The 20,735-nt window shown below is 68.0% G+C and carries 18 protein-coding genes; 8 read left to right on the top strand and 10 right to left on the bottom strand.

Annotated features, from left to right (window positions below; all coding sequences use genetic code 11):
• Positions 1–77 precede the first annotated feature (77 nt).
• Entirely contained in the window at positions 78–356 is a 279-nt protein-coding gene (locus tag QZM35_RS16395; protein WP_011354312.1) for a hypothetical protein, read from the top strand.
• A 130-nt stretch (positions 357–486) separates the two neighbouring features.
• On the opposite strand, the gene QZM35_RS16390 is transcribed toward QZM35_RS16395, so the two are convergent.
• The 6 genes from QZM35_RS16390 to QZM35_RS16365 all read right to left on the bottom strand — a co-directional run bounded on the left by QZM35_RS16390 (position 487) and on the right by QZM35_RS16365 (position 5,881).
• A complete protein-coding gene (locus QZM35_RS16390) occupies positions 487–1,116 on the bottom strand; it encodes a DsbC family protein (protein WP_301776379.1) in 630 nt (209 codons plus the stop codon).
• A gap of 115 nt (positions 1,117–1,231) precedes the next feature.
• Positions 1,232–1,390 (bottom strand): hypothetical protein, encoded by a 159-nt coding sequence (locus QZM35_RS16385; protein WP_175240184.1) that lies wholly within the window; start codon positions 1,388–1,390, stop codon positions 1,232–1,234.
• A gap of 455 nt (positions 1,391–1,845) precedes the next feature.
• Complete coding sequence (locus QZM35_RS16380) at positions 1,846–2,133, bottom strand: hypothetical protein (RefSeq protein ID WP_089426937.1); 288 nt, start codon at positions 2,131–2,133, stop codon at positions 1,846–1,848.
• Positions 2,134–2,211: 78 nt separating this feature from the next.
• Complete coding sequence (locus tag QZM35_RS16375) at positions 2,212–3,117, bottom strand: metal-dependent hydrolase (protein WP_089426938.1); 906 nt, start codon at positions 3,115–3,117, stop codon at positions 2,212–2,214.
• Between the two features lie 31 nt (positions 3,118–3,148).
• Positions 3,149–4,936, bottom strand: coding sequence for an SDR family oxidoreductase (locus QZM35_RS16370; protein WP_301776378.1), 1,788 nt, complete (start codon positions 4,934–4,936; stop codon positions 3,149–3,151).
• A gap of 45 nt (positions 4,937–4,981) precedes the next feature.
• The gene (locus QZM35_RS16365) at positions 4,982–5,881 is read right to left on the bottom strand and encodes a M24 family metallopeptidase (protein WP_301776377.1); all 900 of its coding nucleotides are present in this window, start codon (positions 5,879–5,881) and stop codon (positions 4,982–4,984) included.
• Between the two features lie 508 nt (positions 5,882–6,389).
• Between QZM35_RS16365 and QZM35_RS16360 the strand changes: the two genes are divergently transcribed.
• Positions 6,390–7,667 (top strand): haloacid dehalogenase-like hydrolase, encoded by a 1,278-nt coding sequence (locus QZM35_RS16360; protein ID WP_089426941.1) that lies wholly within the window; start codon positions 6,390–6,392, stop codon positions 7,665–7,667.
• A gap of 87 nt (positions 7,668–7,754) precedes the next feature.
• Here QZM35_RS16360 and QZM35_RS16355 read toward each other — a convergent pair whose 3' ends face one another.
• The 3 genes from QZM35_RS16355 to QZM35_RS16345 all read right to left on the bottom strand — a co-directional run bounded on the left by QZM35_RS16355 (position 7,755) and on the right by QZM35_RS16345 (position 11,255).
• Positions 7,755–8,528 carry a slipin family protein gene (locus QZM35_RS16355; RefSeq protein WP_089426942.1) on the bottom strand — a complete coding sequence of 258 codons (774 nt, stop codon included), beginning with the start codon at positions 8,526–8,528 and terminating at the stop codon, positions 7,755–7,757.
• Positions 8,525–10,099: a nodulation protein NfeD gene (locus tag QZM35_RS16350; RefSeq protein WP_301776376.1), complete on the bottom strand. Its 1,575-nt coding sequence runs from the start codon at positions 10,097–10,099 to the stop codon at positions 8,525–8,527. The genes QZM35_RS16355 and QZM35_RS16350 overlap by 4 nt, the downstream gene beginning before the upstream one ends.
• 121 nt (positions 10,100–10,220) lie before the next feature.
• Complete coding sequence (locus QZM35_RS16345) at positions 10,221–11,255, bottom strand: AraC family transcriptional regulator (RefSeq protein WP_301776375.1); 1,035 nt, start codon at positions 11,253–11,255, stop codon at positions 10,221–10,223.
• 137 nt (positions 11,256–11,392) lie between these two features.
• Here QZM35_RS16345 and QZM35_RS16340 point away from each other — a divergent pair, with 137 nt between their 5' ends.
• The 6 genes from QZM35_RS16340 (at position 11,393) to QZM35_RS16315 (ending at position 18,862) form a co-directional block, all read left to right on the top strand.
• Positions 11,393–12,526 (top strand): acyl-CoA dehydrogenase family protein, encoded by a 1,134-nt coding sequence (locus QZM35_RS16340; protein WP_301776374.1) that lies wholly within the window; start codon positions 11,393–11,395, stop codon positions 12,524–12,526.
• A 159-nt stretch (positions 12,527–12,685) separates the two neighbouring features.
• Positions 12,686–14,392, top strand: a complete 1,707-nt coding sequence (locus QZM35_RS16335; protein ID WP_301776373.1) for an AMP-binding protein — start codon at positions 12,686–12,688, stop codon at positions 14,390–14,392.
• Positions 14,393–14,502: 110 nt separating this feature from the next.
• Positions 14,503–16,017, top strand: coding sequence for a CoA-acylating methylmalonate-semialdehyde dehydrogenase (locus tag QZM35_RS16330; protein ID WP_301776372.1), 1,515 nt, complete (start codon positions 14,503–14,505; stop codon positions 16,015–16,017).
• An 18-nt stretch (positions 16,018–16,035) separates the two neighbouring features.
• On the top strand, positions 16,036–16,938 hold the full coding sequence (mmsB, locus tag QZM35_RS16325) for a 3-hydroxyisobutyrate dehydrogenase (RefSeq protein WP_174973646.1): 903 nt from the start codon (positions 16,036–16,038) through the stop codon (positions 16,936–16,938).
• Positions 16,935–17,726 (top strand): enoyl-CoA hydratase, encoded by a 792-nt coding sequence (locus tag QZM35_RS16320; RefSeq protein ID WP_301776371.1) that lies wholly within the window; start codon positions 16,935–16,937, stop codon positions 17,724–17,726. The genes mmsB and QZM35_RS16320 overlap by 4 nt, the downstream gene beginning before the upstream one ends.
• Complete coding sequence (locus QZM35_RS16315) at positions 17,723–18,862, top strand: enoyl-CoA hydratase/isomerase family protein (RefSeq protein ID WP_301776370.1); 1,140 nt, start codon at positions 17,723–17,725, stop codon at positions 18,860–18,862. The genes QZM35_RS16320 and QZM35_RS16315 overlap by 4 nt, the downstream gene beginning before the upstream one ends.
• Positions 18,863–19,090: 228 nt before the next feature.
• Here QZM35_RS16315 and QZM35_RS16310 read toward each other — a convergent pair whose 3' ends face one another.
• Positions 19,091–20,452 carry an aromatic acid/H+ symport family MFS transporter gene (locus QZM35_RS16310; RefSeq protein WP_301776617.1) on the bottom strand — a complete coding sequence of 454 codons (1,362 nt, stop codon included), beginning with the start codon at positions 20,450–20,452 and terminating at the stop codon, positions 19,091–19,093.
• Between the last annotated feature and the right edge of the window lie 283 nt (positions 20,453–20,735).

Genomic DNA, 20,735 nt, shown 5'->3' with positions numbered 1-20,735 from the left:
AGGCCGTTGCGTGTTCGGGCAGGCACGGCCGCTTGCGATTGCCCGATGCGGGTTCGTCCGTAATCACGGAGGTCAGCATGTTGAACTGGATCAGCCGTTGGGCGATGCGACACGCCCCCACGCCGGAAAAAACCGCTGCGTCGATGCTCGTGACGGCGCGCATGGAACTGTTCGCAGCCGAACAGCGCGTCATCGACGCGAAATTACAAGCGGATTACTGGCGCACACGTGTGTCATTCCTGGAAGAGGTGCAGAAGCAGGGCATCGATCCGTGGGTGACCTCGCAGGCAGCGCAACGTCCCGACCTCGAGTCCACTCCCCGAAGCACGGGCCCGCGTCTCGCCGCCAGCACCTGATGCACCTGCTGCATCCCGTCGCTGCGCACGGCGCGCGATCGGTCGCGGCACGCACCGGCGTGCCGCGTCATTGAAAGCGCACCCGCGATGCGATAGCGCGTCGCGGGTGCGTGCATTTCTTCGAGCAGGTTCAGTCGTTCAGCAACGTTTCGATGGCGGGTGCGGAAACCGCACCGGACATCATGCGGCCGTTCGCGTTGAACAGCGTCGGCGTGCCGCGCAGGCCCAACGCAAGGCCGAGCGAGCGGATCTGCGCGAGCGGTGTCGCACACGTGCCTGCAGCAGGTGGCACGTTGTCGATCATCCACGCTTTCCACGCCGCATTCCGGTCATTCGCGCACCAGACGCCGCGCGCATGCGCGGCGGCCTGCGGATGGAGTCCCTCGAGCGGATAGAGGAAGGTGTGAATGGTCACGTTGTCGATCCGTTCCAGCGTGCGCTCCAGTCTTTTGCAATAGGAACAATCCGGATCGGAGAAGACGTAGAGCGTCCGCTTGCCGTTGCCGCGGACCGTCTGGATCGCGTGGGCCCGCGCCATCGACGCCAGAACCGCGCCGGTGTCGCGCTCGGCAATGCGGGTGCCGGGGAGCAGCGTGATCGCGCCGGAAGACGCCGCGGGCGCACCGTGACTTGCCGGTGCCGGCGCCGCGTTCAGGATGGAAGGGAGGCCCGCGAGCAGGCTCGAAAGCACGGTCAACCGGAGCAGCATTCGTTTTGTCATGTTGATTCGGTATGCGAATAATTGGGAAGATCCGCACACCACGTACGTACGTGACCAACGAGTGCGAGTCCGGTTCAGTGCATGCCGTGAACGCGTCGGCGATGCCCGGCCGACCGGGCATCACGCCGGCGTGCTCGGGCAACGCGCACGGCGCTCAGTGGCCGGCGGCTTCCGCGCTTGCCTGATCGTTCGCGTGGTCGCTGGTCTGTTGCTGGGCAGCGGGCGCGTCGTGATCAGGATCGTCGCAGGCCACGGCGTTGCCGCTGACGGCGAATGCTGCGGCGAGAGCAAGTATCACTCGGGATGCGTTCATCAGATAATCTCCGGTTTCGATGGGGGGGAACGCCTTCTCGGGTGACACAAGGCGTTCGGGATACGTAGTGTGTCCGCGCCGCATCGATGCGACCAACTTCCTGAAGAGAATCTCAATACGCGGGTGCTTTCGGTCCCGTGTTCCCGCTGGCGCGAGCGTCGCGGGCGGCTGACGGGCAACGTGCTTGTGCGGCCCGTCGTGTTCTCCGTTCGATTCACTGGACCGGACGGACGGCGCGCGACCTCGAAAAAAAAGCCTCGGCCGTTTCCGGCGAGGCCTGGTGTGAGGGGCGGCGGTACCCATTGGCGCGCTGACGCGCCAGCGCCATCGATGACGCACCGTTTCGTGCCTGTGCCCGGCGATGGATCGCGATGGCAATGAGCGCGAACACAGGCACGCGAGCGCGTGCGTCGCCGCGCGGCGGCGTCAACGGCAGTGTTCGACGCGGGCGCGGGTCACGCGTCGCGTTGCGCGAGCCCGTTCACGAGCAGCTCGGACAGCAGGCCCGTCATCCCTTCCGGGTGCGTGGCCGCGCGGGCCTTGAGCTGTTCGACGAGGTCGGCGTTGAGCTTGCAGGCGAACGGCACGAGGCCCTGTTCCTGGTCGAGCTTGCGCTGCGCGCGGCGGTCGAGCTTGGTGGCTTCTTCGGCGCCCTTGCCGAAACGCGCGGAGCTGGATTGCTTCAGCGCGTGCGTCAGCTTGAGCGCCTTGTTCTTTTCGAGATCGGTTTTCTTCATGGCCATCGCGGCACCTCCGGGAAATGAAGCCGCGATTGTACGCATTTCGGCGGGCGACGCCCGCCGAGCCCATGGGAAACCCGTTCAGGCACCCTTCGTCGTGCCCCAGTTGCCGCCGTGCGCGGCCGCCTGCGCGGCCGGCGAGCGAGCGAGATAGGCGAGCGCCTGTTCGGTCGAGCCTTCGTGGTGCGGCGTATAGCCCGGCTTGAAATAGCGCAGCGCCGCGCCGATCACCTTCCAGAACGACGGCAGATGCCCGCGCCGCGAGCCTTGCCACCACGCGAGCACGAAACCCGGGTAGCGGCCGGCGGCCGGGTCGCGCCGGTACATGAATTTCGCGCCCGTCGTGATGTAGTAGAGCAGCAGCAGGATCACGAACGCCATGTGCACGCAGCGCTCCGGATAGGTGCCGCCCAGGTGCCGGTAGATGTCGAACGCGACCGTGCGGTGCTCGACTTCCTCGGCGCCGTGCCAGCGCAGCAGGTCGACCATCGTCGGGTCGGCCTTGCCTTCGTCGAGCCCGTGCGCGTTGAGCACCCAGTTGCCGAGATAGCCGAAGAAATGCTCGAGCGACGCGATCACCGCGAGCTGCTGGCGCAGCCAGAAACGCGTGTGGCCGATCTTCAGCCCGAGCGGCTGTTCGCCGAGCACGCGCGTGAAGAGGCGATTGAGCTTCTGCGTGAACGGTTTCGTGTCGATCCCGTGCCGGTCGTAGTAGTGCTTGAGCACGCCGCCGTGCGAACGCGAATGCACGGCCTCTTGCCGCAGGAAGCCTTCGGCCTCGTCGCGCAGGCGCGCATCGGTGATCAGCGGCAACGCCTTGTTGTACACGCGGCAGAACCACAGTTCGCCTTCCGGGAACAGCAGGTTCAGCGTGTTGATGATGTGCGTGCTGCCCGGGTCGTTCGGCACCCAGGTAACCGGCGTGTCGCTGAAGTCGAACTTCACGTGCCGGGCCTTGATCTTGTGATAGTCGGCGGTATCGGTCATCTTGTGTCTCCCTGTGCGGCCTCGTGCGCCGTCAATGCGATGCCATGCTGACGCGGGCGATCATCCGGCCGAGCCACGGCATGAAGCGGCCGACGAAGCGCATCGCGTGCGCCTCGCCGCCGACCGCGACGACGGGGCGGTTGCGCAGCACGCCGTCGACCATCGCCTGCGCGACGGTTTCGGGTTTCAGGCCGCGCATCTGGTACAGCTTCGTCGCGCGCTTGCGCAGCCGCGCTTCGTCCTGTGCGTTGGCGCCCGCGTATTGCGTCGACGCCATGATTCCGGTCTCCGCGAAGCCGGGGCACACGGCCGTCACGCCGATGCCTTGTTCCGCGAGTTCCGCGCGCATGCATTCGCTGAGCATCAGCACGGCGGCCTTCGTCGTCGCATACGCGGGCAGGTCGCGCGACGGCCCGAACGCGGCGGCCGAGGCGGTGTTGACGATGTGCCCGCCGGTGCCGCGCGCGGCCATCTGCTGCGCGAACAGCCGCGAGCCGTGGATCACGCCCCACAGGTTCACGTGCAGGATGCGCTCCCAGTGCCGCGTGCTCGTGTCGAGGATGCCGCCGGCCATGCCGATGCCCGCGTTGTTGATCACGACGTCCGCGCCGCCGAGTTCGCTGCCGACCCATGTCGCCAGCGCTTCCATTTCATCGGCGGACCCGACGTCGACCCGCTTCGCGTGCGCTTGCGCACCGGTGAGCCCGATCAGCAGCGCGGTGCGTTCGGCGCTCGCGAGGTCGATGTCGCACGCGACGATCGTCGCGCCTTCGCGGGCGAACGCGAGTGCCGCGCAGCGGCCGATGCCGCTGCCCGCGCCGGTCACCACCGCGACCTTGCCGCTGAAGCGGCCGCTCGTGGCGCGGCGGCGCGCGTTCGCGAGCGCGGGCGGTTCGTTGCCCGATTCGACCGCGTCGATCAGTTGCCCGGCGAGCGCCGCGAAGCGCGTCGGATCGGCGAGCGGCAGCCAGTGGCCGGCCGCGACTTCACGGCGGTAGTACTGCGGCACCCAGCGCGACAGGTTCTCGGACAACGCGGGGCTCACGTATTTGTCGCCGAGCGGCACGATCGTCTGCACCGGCGCATGCGCGTAGCGTTCGCGCGGCGCGAACAGGCAGCGGATGAAGTTCGCGCGATAGAGGCGCACGCCGCGCGCGCCGTCGTCGGCCTGCGTCGGGCGCGGCGTGGCGGGCGTCTTTTCGAGCCGGCGAAGCAGGCGGGGCCACGCGCGGCCGAGCCACAGCCGCCAGCCGAGCTCGGGGATGAACGGCAGGTGGAACAGGTACACGTACCACGACCGCACGAGCTGGCCGCCGAGCTTGCCGAGCGACGCGGGCGTCGGGCGCAGCACGCGTTCGCGCAGCCAGAAGCCGACGTGGTCGAGGCACGGCCCCGAGCACGACGTGTACGACGCGATGCGGCCGGCGAGGCGCGGATCGGTGACGAATTCCCAGCCCTGGATCGAGCCCCAGTCGTGCGCGATCAGGTGCACGGCGCGGCCGGGGCAGAGCGCGTCGATCACCGCGACGAAGTCGTCGGTCAGCTTCGCGAGGTGGTAGTCGGCCGTGCGCTTCGGCACGCCGGACAGGCCCGCGCCGCGCACGTCGTACGCGATCACGTAGTGCTTGCGCGCGAGCAGCGGCGCGACGTGCTGCCAGACGCTGCTGTCGTCGGGGTAGCCGTGCACGAGCACGACCGGCGAGCGGGCCGGGTCGCCCCAGGTCTTGACCGCGAGCGTCAGGTCGCCGGAGGCGACCGCCGTTTCGCTGTGCACCGATTCGAACAGGGCCAGCGGCGCTTCGTCGGAAAGAGGCTGCATCGTGAGTCCGTCGTTCAGGGAGTCGGGAGGATGGGCGCGTGCGGGTCAGGCGGCGGCCGGCACGGTCGCGACGGCCTGCATCCGCTCGGCCTGGCGGCGCTGCCAGCGGCGCACGTGCGGCAGGTCTTCATCGAGCCAGTACGCGTCGTCTTCGGTGATGACCAGCAGCTCTTCGAATTTCGCGCCGACGCCGGCGAAGCCGAGATGCGGCTCGACGGCCCACAGGCCCGGCACCGGCGCATGCTCGGAGCGACGGTCGATCGACCACAGCGGCGACCAGCCTTGCTGTTTCGCCGCGCGGCCCTGGTCGAGCAGCAGGTTGCGCGTCGCGTTCAGCCCGAAGCGCGCGACGAAGCGCGGTTTCGACAGCTTGTGGATCTTCGCGACGCGATGCGCGAGTACCTTGAACGGATAGGCCTTGTGGCGCGGCTCGACACCCTGGCGGCGGCACAGCGCGTCGACTTCCTGCGCGACCTCGGCCATCGGCCGGCGTGCCTTCACGAGCCGCACGATCATGTCGCGGTGGTCCATCAGGTCGTCCTGCAGCTGTTCGAGGATCGGGTTGTGGCCGAGGCAGTGCGCGTAGCCGACGTCGGCCACGATGCCGTCGAGCACCGGCGCGACGTCGAGGATCACCGGCATGTCGGTTTCGAGCTGCCGGTTGCTCGGGAAGAACGCGAGATTGAAGCCGCCCATGTGCTTGAGGCCCGAGAAGCCCTCGAACGCGGTGCGGTCGCCGAACCACGCGAACGGCTTGTGCAGCCAGTCGTGCACGCCGTTGTCCTGCAGCCATTCGGTCAGCAGGCGCGCCGCTTCCTTTTCGGTGATGCCGGGGTGGAGCATCGCGCCGACGGTTTCGACGCAGCGGTACGCCAGCTGCTGGACCGCGCGGAATTGCGGCAGCTCGTCGAGGTGGACTTCCGGTAGCGGGGGGTGGTCGGCCATGATGCGTCTCCGTTGGGGGCGCTGATCCGGAATGCGCCCGCCGGCGTCACCGTCACGGGTTATTCAGTCAGCATTTAATGTGTCATTGATCGATGTAATGATCATAGACGGTTCCGGGACGCGCGCCAGCCCCCAGGGGTGAGGATTTGTCCTAATGAAGGGCCGAAGTGGAGTGGAGACTCTAGATTTAACGGAAGTTGGGCCGGACGCTCCCTGCGCACCCCCGTTCGGGGCGGGTGCACTGGCCGGGATCGTCACGAGCCGTCTGCCGGTGCCGGCCCGGACGGCCGCGCGCGCGGCCGCCTCGCAACGGCGCGACATGTCGCGCCGGATCAACTCCCCGTCGTGTCGCGACGTGACGCTGTCAAATTGCCGAAATAATTTCGTCACATCATTCGCCCCCGGTTCGGAGCCGTCCCGGCTTCGCCGCGCCGATCAGCGGCCGGTGCGCGGTGAGCCGCGCGGGATAGCGGCTGAAACCGATTCGACATTTCCACGGAGAGAGACCATGCAGCGCCGCCAGTTCATGAATACCCTTGCCGCGGCGACCGCCGCGACATCGCTGATGCTCAAGGCCGGCACGGCCGGCGCGAAGAGCGCAGCCGTGCCGGATGCGCTGGACCCGGGCCGCTGGTCGCCGTTCAACGCCGCGCGGCTGCAGGCGGTGCTCGACCAGCATGGCGTCGCCAGCGCGCACTACGACGACAAGCGCCGCCCGTACGCGGTGTTCGACTGGGACAACACGTGCATCATGAACGACTGCGAAGAGGCGCTGCTGATGTACCAGATCAACCATCTGCAGTACAAGCTGACGCCGGCCGAATTCGTCGACGTGATGTGGAAGGACGTGCCGAAGGGCGCCTTCATGAAGGACTACGCGACGGTGGACGGCAAGCCGGTGACGATGGAAGACCTCGCGGCCGACATCGAATCCGACTATCGCTGGCTCTACGCGAACTACCAGGGATTCGGCGGCGACAAGAGCCTCGACGAGATTCGCGAGACCGATCAGTTCAAGGATTTCCGCGCGAAGCTGTACTTCATGTACGACGCGATCTGCGACACGCATCCGCTCGAGATCGGCTACAAGTGGATCATCTATTTCTACAAGAACATGACGACCGCCGAGCTGCAGGCGATGGCGGAAGCGTCGAACAACTACGGCATCGGCGACGCGTTGCGCAAGGTCCGCTACGAAAGCCCGAAGACGCTGCCGGGCAAGGCCGGCGTGGTGGCCGACACGCATTTCCACGGCATTCGCATTCATGAGGAAATCCGCGCGGTGATGCATACGCTGCGCGCCAACGGCATCGACGTGTACGTCAGTACGGCATCGCTCGACGATGTGGTGCGTGTGTTCGCCGGCAATCCGAACTATGGCTACGGCGTGCCGCCCGGGAACGTGATCGGCTTGCGTCTCGACATGCGGGACGGCAAGTACACGAGCACGTATCCGGCCGGCTGGCATTTCAACTGGGGGCCCGGCAAGACGGTGGGCATCCGCAACGTCCTCGCGTCGAAGAAGGGCTATGGCCCGCTGCTGGTGTTCGGCGACAGCGACGGCGACGCGTGGATGCTGCGCGACTTCAAGGACACCGCGGCCGGCGTGATCGTCAACCGGATGAAGAAGGGCGAGATCGGCGCGGACAGCAAACTCGCGGCCGAACAGATCGGCAAGTCGGACGCGCGCTTCCTGCTGCAGGGCCGCGACGAGCACACGGGCCTGATGATCCCGGACGAGAAGTCGATCAAGTACGGCAAGACCGAGCGCAAGCTGCTGGCTTGACGCGTGCCGGGCGCTGGACGCAGGGCTGTTGCGGCCCAGCGTCCAGCGGAATCGGCAGCCGCGCCGCGCGGGCCGGAAACGAGCGTCTCAGCGCTCTCGCGGCGAGCCCAACCGCTCCAGCAACGCCCCCAGCAGATCGACCGGCAGCGGAAACACGATCGTCGAGTTCTTGTCCGCCGCGATCGTCGTCAGCGTCTGCAGGTAGCGCAACTGCATCGCCTGCGGCTGCAGCGCGAGCCGTTGCGCGGCCTGCAGCAGCTTCTCCGACGCCTGCAGCTCGCCTTCCGCATGAATCACCTTCGCGCGCCGCTCGCGCTCGGCCTCGGCCTGCCGCGCGATCGCGCGGATCATCGTCTCGTTCAGGTCGACGTGCTTGATCTCGACCGTCGACACCTTGATCCCCCACGCATCGGTCTGCGCGTCGAGCGTCTTCTGGATGTCGGCGTTCAGCTGCTCGCGCTCGGCGAGCAGCGCGTCGAGTTCGTGCTTGCCGAGCACCGCGCGCAGCGTCGTCTGCGCGAGCTGGCTCGTCGCCTCGAAGAAGCGCGCCACCTGGATCACGGCCTTCTCCGGATCGACCACGCGGAAATACACGACCGCATTGACCTTCACCGACACGTTGTCGCGCGTGATCACGTCCTGCGCGGGCACGTCGAACACGACGGTGCGCAGGTCGATCCGCACGACCTGCTGGACGATCGGGATGATCAGCACGAGCCCCGGCCCCTTCACCTTCCAGAACCGGCCGAGCATGAACACCACGCCGCGCTCGTACTCGCGGAAGATGCGGATCGACGACGCGATGAGCACCACGACGAAGACGATCAGGATGCTGCTGAAGCCGAACGTGAAACCGATCATGAAGGTTCTCCCTGGTGTCGTTCTCGATGGGGTTCCTGCCCGGGCACGTCGTAGAGCGGGGCGACGGTGAGCAGCAGCCCGTGGCGGCCGGTGACGCGCACGCGGCAGCCGGCGGCAAGCGGCGCGCTGCTGGCCACGCGCCAGCGCTCGCCGCGCACGCGCGCCCAGCCGGCGGCGGACGGCGCGGCGCCGGCCGCGCCGTGCGGCTGGTCGGCCAGCAGGCCGTCGTCGAGCACTTCGCCGATGCTGCCGACCATCGCCTCGGCGCCCGTCACGACCGGGCGGCGGCGCGCGCGCAGCGCGACGCTCGATACGCCCGCGACGAGCAGCCCGCCGCCGAGCGCGAGGCTCGCGATCACGGGCCACGGAATCCCGTAGCCGGGCACGTCGGTGTCGATCAGCATCAGCGCGCCGATCGTGAACGACACGATCCCGCCGAACCCGAGCACGCCGAAGGTCGGCAGGAACGCCTCGGCGACCAGGCAGCCGAGACCGAGCAGCACGAGGCCGAGGCCCGCATAGCTGATCGGCAGCAGCTGCATCGCGAACAGCCCGACCAGCAGGCAGATCGTGCCGGCGACGCCCGGCAGCACGAAGCCGGGGTTCGCGAACTCGAAGAACAGGCCGTAGATGCCGATCGTCAGCAGGATCAGCGCGACGTTCGGGTCGGCGATGATCGCCAGGAAGCGGCTGCGCCAGTCGGGCTCGACCACGACGAGCGGCGCATGCGCGGTCGCGAGCCGTACCGTGCCGGCGGTGGTCGTCACGGTGTGGCCGTCGAGCTGGCGGGCGAGATCGGCCGGATCCTGCGCGATCAGGTCGACCACGTGCTGCGTGCGCGCCTCGCTCGCCGACAGGCTCACGGCCTCGCGCACCGCGCGCTCGGCCCATTCGGCATTGCGCCCGCGCAGTTGCGCGAGGCCGCGGATATACGCGGAGGCGTCCTGCATCGCCTTGCGGATCTCGGTCGATTGGGTATCGGTCGGCAGCGCAGCTTGCGAAGCGGCCGCATCGGACGCGCCCGACGCGCCCGAGGTGCCGGCCGGCATCCGCGGTGCCGCAGGATTCCCGCCCGGCGGCGCGGCGCCGCCGATGCCGAACTGCACGGGCGATGCCGCGCCGAGATTGGTGCCGGGCGCCATCGCCGCGAAGTGGCTGGCATAGACGATGTAGGTGCCCGCGCTCGCCGCCCGCGCGCCGCCCGGCGCGACGAACGCGGCGACCGGCACGGGCGAGCCGAGGATGGCTTTGATGATCTGCCGCATCGACGTGTCGAGGCCGCCGGGCGTGTCGAGCTGCAGGATCGCGAGCGGCGCGTGCTGGCGGGCCGCGCGATCGAGCGAGCGCACGATGAAGTCGGCGCTGGCCGGGCCGATCGCGCCGTTGATCGGGATCACGACTACCGGGCGGGTGGCGGGGGCTTCGGTGGGCGGCGGCGCGGCGACCGCGGCGCATACGACGAGCAGCGCCGCGAACAGCGCGGCGGGCGCGACCCGCGCGGACAGCGGGTGACGAGGGTGGCCGCCGGGCGTGGCAGGCGCCGGCGACGGCCCGTGACGGTGAAAGTGCATCGCGGCGTCCGGGCGGCGCGCGGCCGCGTGCCGTCCGGCTGGCGGAAAGGGCCTGGGCCCGATGCTTAAAGATTAGGCGGTTTCGGCACAAAGCGCGAAGCGACAGCCGCGCCGGCCGGCTTCAGCTCGCGCTACCGCCTCGTGCGAGCACTTCGTCGCGGTAGTCGGCGGGGCTGCGCCCGCTCCATTTGCGGAACGCGCGGTAGAACGCGCTCGGTTCCGCGAAACCGGTGGCGGCCGCGACGTCGGCGATCGTGCGCGCGGGGTCGGCCAGCGCCTCGAACGCGAGATCGCGCCGCAGCGTGTCCTTGATCGACTGGTACGCGTGGCCTTCCTGGTGCAGCTTGCGGCGCAGCGTGGCCTCGGCCACGTGCAGCCGCGCGGCCATCCCGCCGGCGCCGGGCCACGCGGCCGGCGGCATCCCGCGCAGCACCGCGCGCACGCGCTGCGCGAGCGCGTTCGGGTTGCGGTACTTGACGATGAAGCTCGCCGGCGCGTTGCGCAGGAACGTCTTCAGCGTCTTCGTGTTCTGCACGACCGGCAGTGTCGCGAATTCGGGATCGAAATCGACATACGAATCGGGCTCGTTGAAGCGCATGTCGTCACAGAACATCGACGGATATTCGTGGTCGGCGGGCGGCGTGTCGCAGCGGAAGCTCGCATGCAGCAGCGGGATGCGCCGCCCGATCAGCCAGCAGGTGAGCCCGTACACGATGATGAAATAGGTCGCGTACGTGAACATCGCGGGCGTCGCACCGTTGTTGCGGTGCACGAAGCGCAGCCGCACGCGTTGCGGATTCGCGTCGAGCTCCGCGTGCAGGTCGTCGAGCACGCAGTGCATGAAATTCACCGCGCGCGCCATCGCGTGCAGGCCGTCGCGTGCGGACAGCGCCGCCTGGCTCATTGCGATGAAGCTGCCGCTGCGCATCGGGTGGCGATCCTGCCCGAAAAACTCGTCGTCGAGCGTGCGCGCGATCGCGTTCCACAGCGCGCCGTATTGTTGCGCGGACACCCGTGCGCGCGGCTGCCCGAGCAGCGCGGGCGCGATGCCGGCCTGCGCGAGCAGCGGCTCGGCGGCGACGCCGCGCCGGGTCGCGAGCGCGACGCTGTAAGCGACGAGGCTGATCGCGACGGTTCCCTTGTCTTCCTGCTTCATCCATGCCGCCGGTGTGGCAAAAACGCTCAGTGTAAATGAGCGACGCGAGCATCGAACAGTCGCGCCTGCTTGCCTACACTTGTTGCATCGAAACGCAAGGACGGTCGCGCCCGGCGGCCGCGGGAGACAGCAGCACCATGGACGAGCTTTACACCGAAGACCAGCGGATGATCCGCGACGCCGCGCGCGCGTTTGCCACCGAGATGCTGGCGCCGAACGCGGCGCAGTGGGACCACGATGCGCACCTGCCCGACGCGATCGTCGCGCAGCTCGGCGAACTCGGCCTGCTCGGGATGATCGTGCCGCAGGAGCTGGGCGGCTCGTATACGGACTACGTGGCCTACGCGCTGGCGATGGAAGAGGTCGCCGCCGGTGACGCCGCGTGCGCGACGTTGATGAGCGTGCACAACTCGGTCGGCTGCGGGCCGATCCTCGGCTTCGGCACGCCGGCGCAGAAGGATCGCTGGCTGGCCGACATGGCGTCCGGCCGCGTGATCGGCGCGTTCTGCCTGACCGAGCCGCACGCCGGCTCCGAGGCGAACAACCTGCGCACGCGAGCGGAGCTGCGCGACGGCAAATGGGTGCTGAACGGCGCGAAGCAGTTCGTGACCAACGGCCAGCGTGCCGGCGTGGCGATCGTTTTTGCCATGACCGACCCGGAAGCCGGCAAGCGCGGCATTTCCGCGTTCCTGGTGCCGACCGACACGCCGGGCTTCATCGTCGGCAAGCCCGAGAAGAAGATGGGTATCCGGGCGTCGGATACGTGCCCGATCACGTTCGAGAACTGCGCGATTCCGGAAGAGAACCTGCTCGGCAATCGCGGCGAAGGGCTGAAGATCGCGCTGTCGAACCTCGAGGGCGGGCGCATCGGCATCGCCGCGCAGGCGCTCGGCATCGCGCGCGCCGCATTCGACAAGGCGCGCCGCTATGCGGGCGAACGCGTGCAGTTCGGCAAGCCGATCGCCGAGCACCAGGCGATCCAGCAGAAGCTCGCCGACATGGCCGTGCAGATCAACGCCGCGCGCCTGCTCGTGCATCACGCGGCGAAGCTGCGCACCGCCGGGCTGCCGTGCCTGTCGGAAGCGTCTCAGGCGAAGCTGTTCGCATCGGAGATGGCCGAGCGCGTGTGTTCGGACGCGATCCAGATCCACGGCGGCTACGGCTACCTGGTCGATTACGAAGTCGAGCGTCACTATCGCGACGCGCGCATCACGCAGATTTACGAAGGCACCAGCGAAGTGCAGCGGATGGTGATCGCGCGGCAGCTTTGAGCCACGGCGGTTACCCCGGCGACGACATCACGCAGGGCACGAGGGCAGCGCGGCGAACGCGGCACGCAACGACGTGACCGTGCGCCGCAACAGAGGCAACCGGGCATGGGCTGCAGCGCATGCCCGGTTGACCGTGAGGCATGGAGACTGGAGGACACGATGACGGTACAGGCATTCCTGGACGCGCGCGACTTTCTGCTGCGCCATCGCACCGACTACGAGACCGCGTACCGCGAGTTCGAGTGGCCGGTGCTCGACGCATTCAACTGGGCGCTCGACTACTTCGACCCGATGGCGCGCGGCAACGACCAGCCCGCGCTGTGGATCGTCGATGCGGCGACCGGCACGGGCGATCCGTATTCGTTCGCGCAGATGTCCGAGCGCTCGTCGCGGATCGCGAACTGGCTGCGCTCGATCGGCGTCGTGCGCGGCGACCGGATCCTGCTGATGCTGCCGAACCGTGTCGAGCTGTGGGACGCGATGCTCGCCGCGATGAAGCTCGGCGCGATCGTGCTGCCGGCCACCACGCAACTGTCGCCCGACGACGTACGCGACCGCGTGCAGATCGGCGGCGCGAAATACGCGATCGTCGACGAGAACGAAACCGCCAAGTTCGAACAGCCGGATCTCGGCCTCGCGCAGAAGATCGTCGCCGGCGCGCCGCGCGCGGGCTGGCTCGCGATGAACGACGGCTATGCGGCGAGCGCCGATTTCGAGCCGGACGCCATCACGCACGCGAACGATCCGATGCTGCTGTACTTCACGTCGGGCACGACGTCGAAGCCGAAGCTCGTCGAGCATACGCACCGCACCTACCCGGTCGGCCATCTGTCGACGATGTACTGGGTCGGCCTGCAGCCGGGCGACATCCACTGGAACATCAGCTCGCCGGGCTGGGCGAAGCACGCGTGGAGCTGCTTCTTCGCGCCCTGGAACGCGCAGGCATGCGTGTTCGCTTTCAACTACGCGCGCTTCGAGCCGAAGGTGGTGCTCGATGCGCTCGTCAAATACCAGGTGACGACGCTGTGCGCGCCGCCAACCGTGTGGCGCATGCTCGTGCAGCAGCCGCTCGCGTCGTTCGACGTGAAGCTGCGCGAGATCGTCGGCGCGGGCGAGCCGCTGAATCCCGAGATCATCGAGCGCGTGAAGAAGGCGTGGGGCATCGCGATCCGCGACGGCTACGGCCAGACCGAGACGACCTGCCTGATCGGCAACTCGCCGGGCCAGCCGGTCGTCGCGGGCTCGATGGGCCGGCCGCTGCCGGGCTACCGGATCGCGCTGCTCGACCCGGACGGCACGCCGGTGACCGAAGGCGAGGTCGCGCTGCCGCTCGGCGCGGACGTCGCGCGCCCGGTCGGGCTGATGAAAGGCTATGCGAACAACCCCGACGCGACGGCCTACGCGATGCGCGACGGCCACTACCGCACGTCGGACATCGCGATGCGCCGCGACGACGGTTACTACGTGTACATCGGCCGCGCGGACGACGTGTTCAAGTCGTCCGACTACCGGCTGAGCCCGTTCGAACTCGAAAGCGTGCTGATCGAGCATCCGGCGATCGCCGAGGCGGCCGTCGTGCCGAGCCCGGACCCCGTGCGGCTGTCGGTGCCGAAGACCTTCATCACGCTGCGGCAGGGCTACGAGGAGAGCCCCGAGCTCGCGCTGGACATCTTCCGCTTCTCGCGCGAGAAGCTCGCGCCGTACAAGCGCATTCGCCGCCTGCAGTTCGCGGAGCTGCCGAAGACGATCTCGGGGAAGATCCGCCGCGTCGAATTGCGCCGCCGCGAGATCGAGCGTGGCGACGATGCCCGTGAACGGATGCCCGGCGAATACTGGGAAGAGGATTTCGCCGCCGAACTGAAGTGACGTGACCGCGGGCCGCGCGCGCCGCATTCCGCGGCCGCTGCCCGCAGCCGAATTGAACCGGCCGCGCGGCGATATCGCGCTTCGCGGCCCTCTGCCAGGAGAAAGGATCGATGAACGCGAATTCGAAAGACGTGCCGACGGTCAAGCTGCTGATCGACGGCGCCTTCGTCGAGTCCGCCACGAACGAGTGGCGCGACATCGTCAACCCGGCGACGCAGCAGGTGCTCGCGCGCGTGCCGTTCGCGACCGTCGCGGAAGTCGACGCGGCCGTGCAGGCCGCGCACACCGCCTTCGCGACGTGGAAGAACACGCCGATCGCCGCGCGCATGCGCATCATGCTGAAGTTCCAGGATCTCGTGCGCACGAACCAGCAGCGCATCGCGAAGACGCTGACGGCCGAGCAGGGCAAGACGATTCCCGATGCCGAAGGCGACATCTTCCGCGGCCTCGAAGTGGTCGAGCACGCATGCTCGATCGGTTCGCTGCAGCTCGGCGAGTTCGCGGAGAACGTCGCGGGCGGGGTGGATACCTACACGCTGCGCCAGCCGCTCGGCGTGTGCGCGGGCATCACGCCGTTCAACTTCCCCGCGATGATTCCGCTGTGGATGTTCCCGATGGCGATCGTGTGCGGCAACACGTTCGTGCTGAAGCCGTCGGAACAGGACCCGCTGTCGACGATGGAACTCGTCGAGCTCGCGGTCGAGGCCGGCGTACCGAAAGGGGTACTGAACGTCGTGCACGGCGGCAAGGAAGTCGTCGATGCGATCTGCACGCATCCGCTCGTGAAGGCGATCTCGTTCGTCGGTTCGACGGCGGTCGGCACGCACGTGTACAACCTCGGCAGCGCGAACGGCAAGCGCGTGCAGTCGATGATGGGCGCGAAGAATCACGCCGTCGTGCTGCCCGATGCGAACCGCGAGCAGGCGATCAACGCGCTCGTCGGCGCGGGCTTCGGCGCGGCCGGCCAGCGCTGCATGGCCACGTCGGTCGCGGTGCTCGTCGGCAACGCGCGCGACTGGCTGCCGGACATCGTCGAGAAGGCAAAGGCGCTGAAGGTCAATGCGGGCGCGGAAGCCGGCACGGACGTCGGGCCGGTCGTGTCGAAGGCAGCGAAGGAACGCATCCTGTCGCTGATCGACGCGGGCGTGAAGGAAGGCGCGAAGCTCGAACTCGACGGCCGCGACGTGAAGGTGACCGGCTACGAGCAGGGCAATTTCGTCGGCCCGACGATCTTCTCGGGCGTGAAGACGAACATGTCGGTCTACACGCATGAAATCTTCGGGCCCGTGCTGGTCGTGATGGAAGCCGACACGCTCGACGACGCGATCGCGCTCGTCAACGCGAACCCGTTCGGCAACGGCGTGGGCCTGTTCACGCAGAGCGGCGCGGCTGCGCGCAAGTTCCAGAGCGAGATCGACATCGGCCAGGTCGGCATCAACATCCCGATCCCGGTGCCCGTGCCGTTCTTCAGCTTCACGGGTTCGCGCGGCTCGAAGCTCGGCGATCTCGGCCCGTACGGCAAGCAGGTCGTGCAGTTCTATACGCAGACCAAGACGGTCACCGCGCGCTGGTTCGACGACGACACGACGGCCGGCCCGGTGAATACCACGATCCGGCTGCATTGAGCGGCGGAGGACACGAACATGAAAATCGGTTTTATCGGCCTCGGCCACATGGGCGCACCGATGGCGCTGAACCTGCTGAAAGCAGGCCATGAAGTACATGCGTTCGACCTGAGCACCGACGCCTTGCGCGCGCTGCAGGATGCCGGCGCACAGGTGGCCGCGTCGCCGCGCGATGCGGCCTCGGGCGCGACGTTCGTCATCACGATGCTGCCGGCCGCGCCACACGTGCGCTCGGTGCTGTCCGGCGAGAACGGCGTGCTCGCCGGCCTCGGCGCGGGCGCGACCGTGATCGATTCGAGCACGATCGACCCGGCGAGCGCGCAGGCGTTCGGCGCGCTCGTGCGCGAGCACGGCGGCGCGTTCGTCGATGCGCCCGTGTCGGGCGGCACCGGCGGTGCGGCGGCCGGCACGCTGACCTTCATGGTCGGCGGCAGCGACGCGGATTTCGAGCGCGTGAAGCCGGTGCTCGCGGGCATGGGCAAGAACATCGTCCATTGCGGCGCGACGGGGATGGGGCAGGTCGCGAAGGTCTGCAACAACCTCGTGCTCGGCATCTCGATGGCCGCCGTGTCGGAGGCGATGTCGCTCGGCGTCGCGCTCGGCATCGATCCGAAGGTGCTGGCTGGCATCGTCAACACGTCGACGGGCCGCTGCTGGAGTTCCGACACCTACAACCCGTATCCGGGCGTGATCGACACCGCGCCGTCGTCGCGCGGCTACTCGGGCGGCTTCGGCACCGACCTGATGCTGAAGGATCTCGGCCTCGCGAACGATGCCGCGAAGCAGGCGCGGCAGCCGGTCTATCTCGGCGCGCTAGCGCAGCAGCTGTACCAGACGATGAGTAGCCGCGGCGACGGCCAGCTCGATTTCTCGGCGGTGATCCGCCTGTACCAACCGGCAACGAAGAAGGACGCCTCATGATCGAACTCGACTACGTCGACGACGGCGCGATCGCGTGCGCGACGCTCAAGCGTCCGCCCGCGAACGCCTTTACCGCCGACGGGCTGCGGCAACTGCAGGCAACCGTCGCCGAACTGAATGCGAACCCGCGCGTGCGCGCGCTGGTGATTACCGGCGACGGCCCGAAGTTCTTCAGCGCGGGTGCCGACCTCAACACGTTCGCCGACGGCGACCGCGCGGTTGCGCGCGCGATGGCGTCGCGTTTCGGCGCGGCGTTCGAGGCGCTGCACGACGCGCGCGTCGTGACGATCGCGGCGATCAACGGCTATGCGATGGGCGGCGGGCTCGAATGCGCGCTCGCGTGCGACCTGCGGATCGCGGAGACGCATGCGCAGATGGCGTTGCCCGAGCCGTCGGTCGGCCTGCTGCCCTGCGGCCTCGGCACGCAGACGCTGCCCTGGCTCGTCGGCGAAGGCTGGGCGAAGAAGATCATCCTGACCGGCGCGCGTGTCGATGCGGCCACGGCGCTGCGGATCGGCCTCGTCGAGGACGTCGTGGAGTCGGGCGCGGCACGCGATGCCGCGCTGGCGCTGGCACGCAACGTCGCACGGCAGAGCCCGCACGCGGTCGCTTACAGCAAGGAGCTGATCGGTCTCGCGCGCCGCGGCGTGCCGCGCGGCGCGGCGCTCGCGGTCGAGCGTGAACGTTTCGTCGACCTGTTCGACACGAACGATCCGCGCGAAGGCGTGGCCGCGTTCCTCGGCAAGCGCGCGCCGCAGTGGCACAACGACGGAGAGCCGCAACGATGAGCACGCCGGTGACGAATCACGACGCGTTCGCGGAGCACGCACCGGAGGTGCTGTTTCGCGTGGTGAACCGCGTGGCGCTGATCACGCTGAACCGGCCGGCCGCGCTCAATGCGCTGTCGTACCCGATGATCGGCGAGCTGGCCGCGCTGCTCGAGCGCTGCCGTGACGACGACCAGATCGTCGCGGTCGTGCTGCGCGGTGCGGGCGAGAAGGGCTTCTGCGCGGGCGGCGACGTGCGTGCGCTGTACCGGATGGTCGCGCAGCGCGAAACCTGGTTGCCGTTCTTCGTCGACGAATACCGGCTCGACTACGCGATCCATACGTTCCCGAAGCCGGTGGTCGCGCTGATGGACGGCGTGACGATGGGCGGCGGCATGGGCCTCGCGCAGGGCGCGGCGCTGCGTGTCGCGACCGAGCGCAGCAAGATCGCGATGCCGGAGACGCGTATCGGCCTCGTGCCCGATGTCGGCGCGACGCATTTCCTGTCGCGCATGCCGGCCGAACTCGAGCTGTACGTCGGGCTGACCGGCGCGATGCTGTCGGGCGCCGACGCGCTCACGGCGAAGCTCGCGGATCTGTGCGTGCCGTCCGCGTGGCTCGACACGTTCGAGACGCGCATCGAAAGCGTCAAGTGGGAAGGCGATGCGCTGCCGTTGCTGCGCAAGGTGTTCGAGCCGCCGTGCAACGTCGTGCCGCACGCGGCGCTCGACAGCCAGATGCCGTGGATCGTGCGTCATTTCGACAAGCGCTCGACCGTCGAGCGGATCGTCGCGACGCTGACGCAGGATCTTGCGCGCGAGGAGCTGTCGCGCGAGCACCGTCAATGGCTGCAGGCGACGCTCGATGCGCTCACCGGCCATTCGCCGACGATGCTGTACGTGACGCGCGAGGCGCTGCTGCGTGGCCGCCAGATGACGCTGGCCGAATCGTTCCGGATGGAGCTCGGCATCGTCGCGCGCGCGATCGAGGAAGGCGACTTCTGCGAAGGCGTGCGCGCGCATCTCGTCGACAAGGATCGCAAGCCGCGCTGGGCACCCGCGTCGCTCGTCGAGCTGCGCGCCGAACGCGTGCGGCATTTCCTCACGTCGCCGTGGAAGCTGTTCGCGCATCCGCTGCAGGATCTGGGGCAGGGGTGACATCGCGTGCCGGACGCAGGAGCGTGCGATGCACGCTCCCTGACTCGGTAAAGTTGCGACCGGACACTGCCTCGTATCGATCGGTGTCGATGTCGTTCCCGGTTGTCGCCGCGATCATGTGCGCGGCTCGCGCCGGCAGCGGGCGGATTGCGCCGGCGATCGCCCGACCCGCCACCCCGACGGGAAGTGCGCCGGGAATCCGCCGCAGAACCACAGGCCGTCGTCGAATCAACTTCGACTGATTGACCGGACGTCGCCTTCCGGCCGTGGCGGCTCGCTCCGGAACGCGGCGGAACGACTGTCGTCGATAAAGCGTACCGCCATCGCCGCCAGCACGGCCGGCAGGCCGATCGCCAGGAAATTCCAGTCGATCGGCAACTGCATGTCGACCAGGAGCCCGATGAAAATCGGCGCGAGAATGGCGCCGCTTCGCCCCACGCCCAGCACCCAGCCGACGCCCGTCGACCGGATCTCGCCCGGATAGAACTGGCCCGCGTACGCACAGAGAAGGATCTGCGTGCCGATCGTGCAGGCCCCCGCGAGCGCGGCAAGCAACAGCGTGACTGGCGTCGGCAACGGATGACTCAACAGGATGATCGCAACCGATGCGAGCGAGAACATGGTCATCAGCACGCGCTTGATATGCAATCGGTCGGCAATCCAGCCGCCGCCTACTGCGCCCACGACGGCGCCGAGATTGAGCACGAGTATGACCGTCATCGCGGAGCCCATGCCGTAGCCCGCGCTCGCCATCAGCTTGACGAGCCACGAGCTCAATGCGTAGACCATGAAGAGGCAGATGAAGCAGGCAATCCAGAACATGATGGTGCTGGGGCCACGCCCGTCGCCGAGCAGCAGCTTCAGCGGCGCCCGCCCCGTTTCATCGTGTCGATGCCATAGCAGGCGGTCACCGCTGCCGATCTTCAATTCCGGATCGATCCGGCGTGCGATGTCGGCCAAGGCCCGCTCCATTCCCTTGCCGGACAGGAACGACATCGATTCCGGCATGCCGCGCAGCAACAGCGGCACGAAGAGCAACGGCAAGCCTGCCGCGATGAACACGGATCGCCACCCGTAGCTGTCGATCATGGTCTTGCCCAGCAACGCCGCCAACATGCCGCCCAGCGAGTAACCGCTGAACATCAGGGCCACCAGCGTGCCGCGCAGGCGACGGGGCGCATATTCGGTCATCTGTGCAATGACGTTCGGCATCACGCCGCCGATGCCGATTCCCGCGACGAACCTCGCGAGACCGAATTCGACCGGGTTCCGCGCGATTCCCGCCGCGACCGTAAAGACGCTGAACAGCACGACGCAAAGCGCCGTGGTTCTGCGACGACCGATCCGGTCGGAAACGGACCCGAGCAGAATGTTGCCGAATGTCATGCCGAATAACGCCGAGCTGACCATGAATCCCGCCTTTGCCGGATTCACGGCCATCTCTCCCATGATGGCAGGCAGGGCAATGCCCACGATGGCGAGATCGTAGCCGTCGAAGACGATGAACAGCGCGCACCAGAACAAAACGACGTAATGCAGCCGGCCCAATTTCGCGTCGGCGACGACCTGTTGCAGATCTATCTTTCGCATGATCTCCTCGTGAATGGTTGGATTGACTCGACCACGGCTTGCCGGACGCGTGGTTTTCAGCTCGGAAAGCGCCGAAACGATTCGGAATTCGATCGATCCGGACGGCAGAGGGCAAGCGGCGCGATCGGGGCGTGCCGCCATGGCGGCAATGCCGTGCCACGCGAGTCGATCGGCAGAGCTGTGTGCGAATTCTTGGGAGGCCGAAATTCCGCGTCTATCCGGAATGTGCGGTAAAGGGAGGGTGACTATCCACTTTCGGCTGCTTTGTGAACGACAGCGGCGG

It is taken from the genome of Burkholderia sp. AU45274 (genome assembly GCF_030482505.1).
In the GTDB taxonomy this organism is placed as follows: Bacteria; Pseudomonadota; Gammaproteobacteria; order Burkholderiales; family Burkholderiaceae; genus Burkholderia.
Note: the sequence above shows the minus strand (reverse complement) of the source record. Positions and strands in the feature narration are given on the sequence as shown.

Bases quoted from the DNA above. Each gene is read 5' to 3' on its own strand.
- QZM35_RS16395 (WP_011354312.1), top strand. From the start codon at position 78: ATGTTGAACTGGATCAGCCGTTGGGCGATGCGACACGCCCCCACGCCG.
- QZM35_RS16385 (WP_175240184.1), bottom strand. From the start codon at position 1,390: ATGAACGCATCCCGAGTGATACTTGCTCTCGCCGCAGCATTCGCCGTC.
- QZM35_RS16380 (WP_089426937.1), bottom strand. From the start codon at position 2,133: ATGGCCATGAAGAAAACCGATCTCGAAAAGAACAAGGCGCTCAAGCTG.
- QZM35_RS16375 (WP_089426938.1), bottom strand. From the start codon at position 3,117: ATGACCGATACCGCCGACTATCACAAGATCAAGGCCCGGCACGTGAAG.
- QZM35_RS16370 (WP_301776378.1), bottom strand. From the start codon at position 4,936: ATGCAGCCTCTTTCCGACGAAGCGCCGCTGGCCCTGTTCGAATCGGTG.
- QZM35_RS16365 (WP_301776377.1), bottom strand. From the start codon at position 5,881: ATGGCCGACCACCCCCCGCTACCGGAAGTCCACCTCGACGAGCTGCCG.
- QZM35_RS16360 (WP_089426941.1), top strand. From the start codon at position 6,390: ATGCAGCGCCGCCAGTTCATGAATACCCTTGCCGCGGCGACCGCCGCG.
- QZM35_RS16355 (WP_089426942.1), bottom strand. From the start codon at position 8,528: ATGATCGGTTTCACGTTCGGCTTCAGCAGCATCCTGATCGTCTTCGTC.
- QZM35_RS16350 (WP_301776376.1), bottom strand. From the start codon at position 10,099: ATGCACTTTCACCGTCACGGGCCGTCGCCGGCGCCTGCCACGCCCGGC.
- QZM35_RS16345 (WP_301776375.1), bottom strand. From the start codon at position 11,255: ATGAAGCAGGAAGACAAGGGAACCGTCGCGATCAGCCTCGTCGCTTAC.
- QZM35_RS16340 (WP_301776374.1), top strand. From the start codon at position 11,393: ATGGACGAGCTTTACACCGAAGACCAGCGGATGATCCGCGACGCCGCG.
- QZM35_RS16335 (WP_301776373.1), top strand. From the start codon at position 12,686: ATGACGGTACAGGCATTCCTGGACGCGCGCGACTTTCTGCTGCGCCAT.
- QZM35_RS16330 (WP_301776372.1), top strand. From the start codon at position 14,503: ATGAACGCGAATTCGAAAGACGTGCCGACGGTCAAGCTGCTGATCGAC.
- mmsB (WP_174973646.1), top strand. From the start codon at position 16,036: ATGAAAATCGGTTTTATCGGCCTCGGCCACATGGGCGCACCGATGGCG.
- QZM35_RS16320 (WP_301776371.1), top strand. From the start codon at position 16,935: ATGATCGAACTCGACTACGTCGACGACGGCGCGATCGCGTGCGCGACG.
- QZM35_RS16315 (WP_301776370.1), top strand. From the start codon at position 17,723: ATGAGCACGCCGGTGACGAATCACGACGCGTTCGCGGAGCACGCACCG.
- QZM35_RS16310 (WP_301776617.1), bottom strand. From the start codon at position 20,452: ATGCGAAAGATAGATCTGCAACAGGTCGTCGCCGACGCGAAATTGGGC.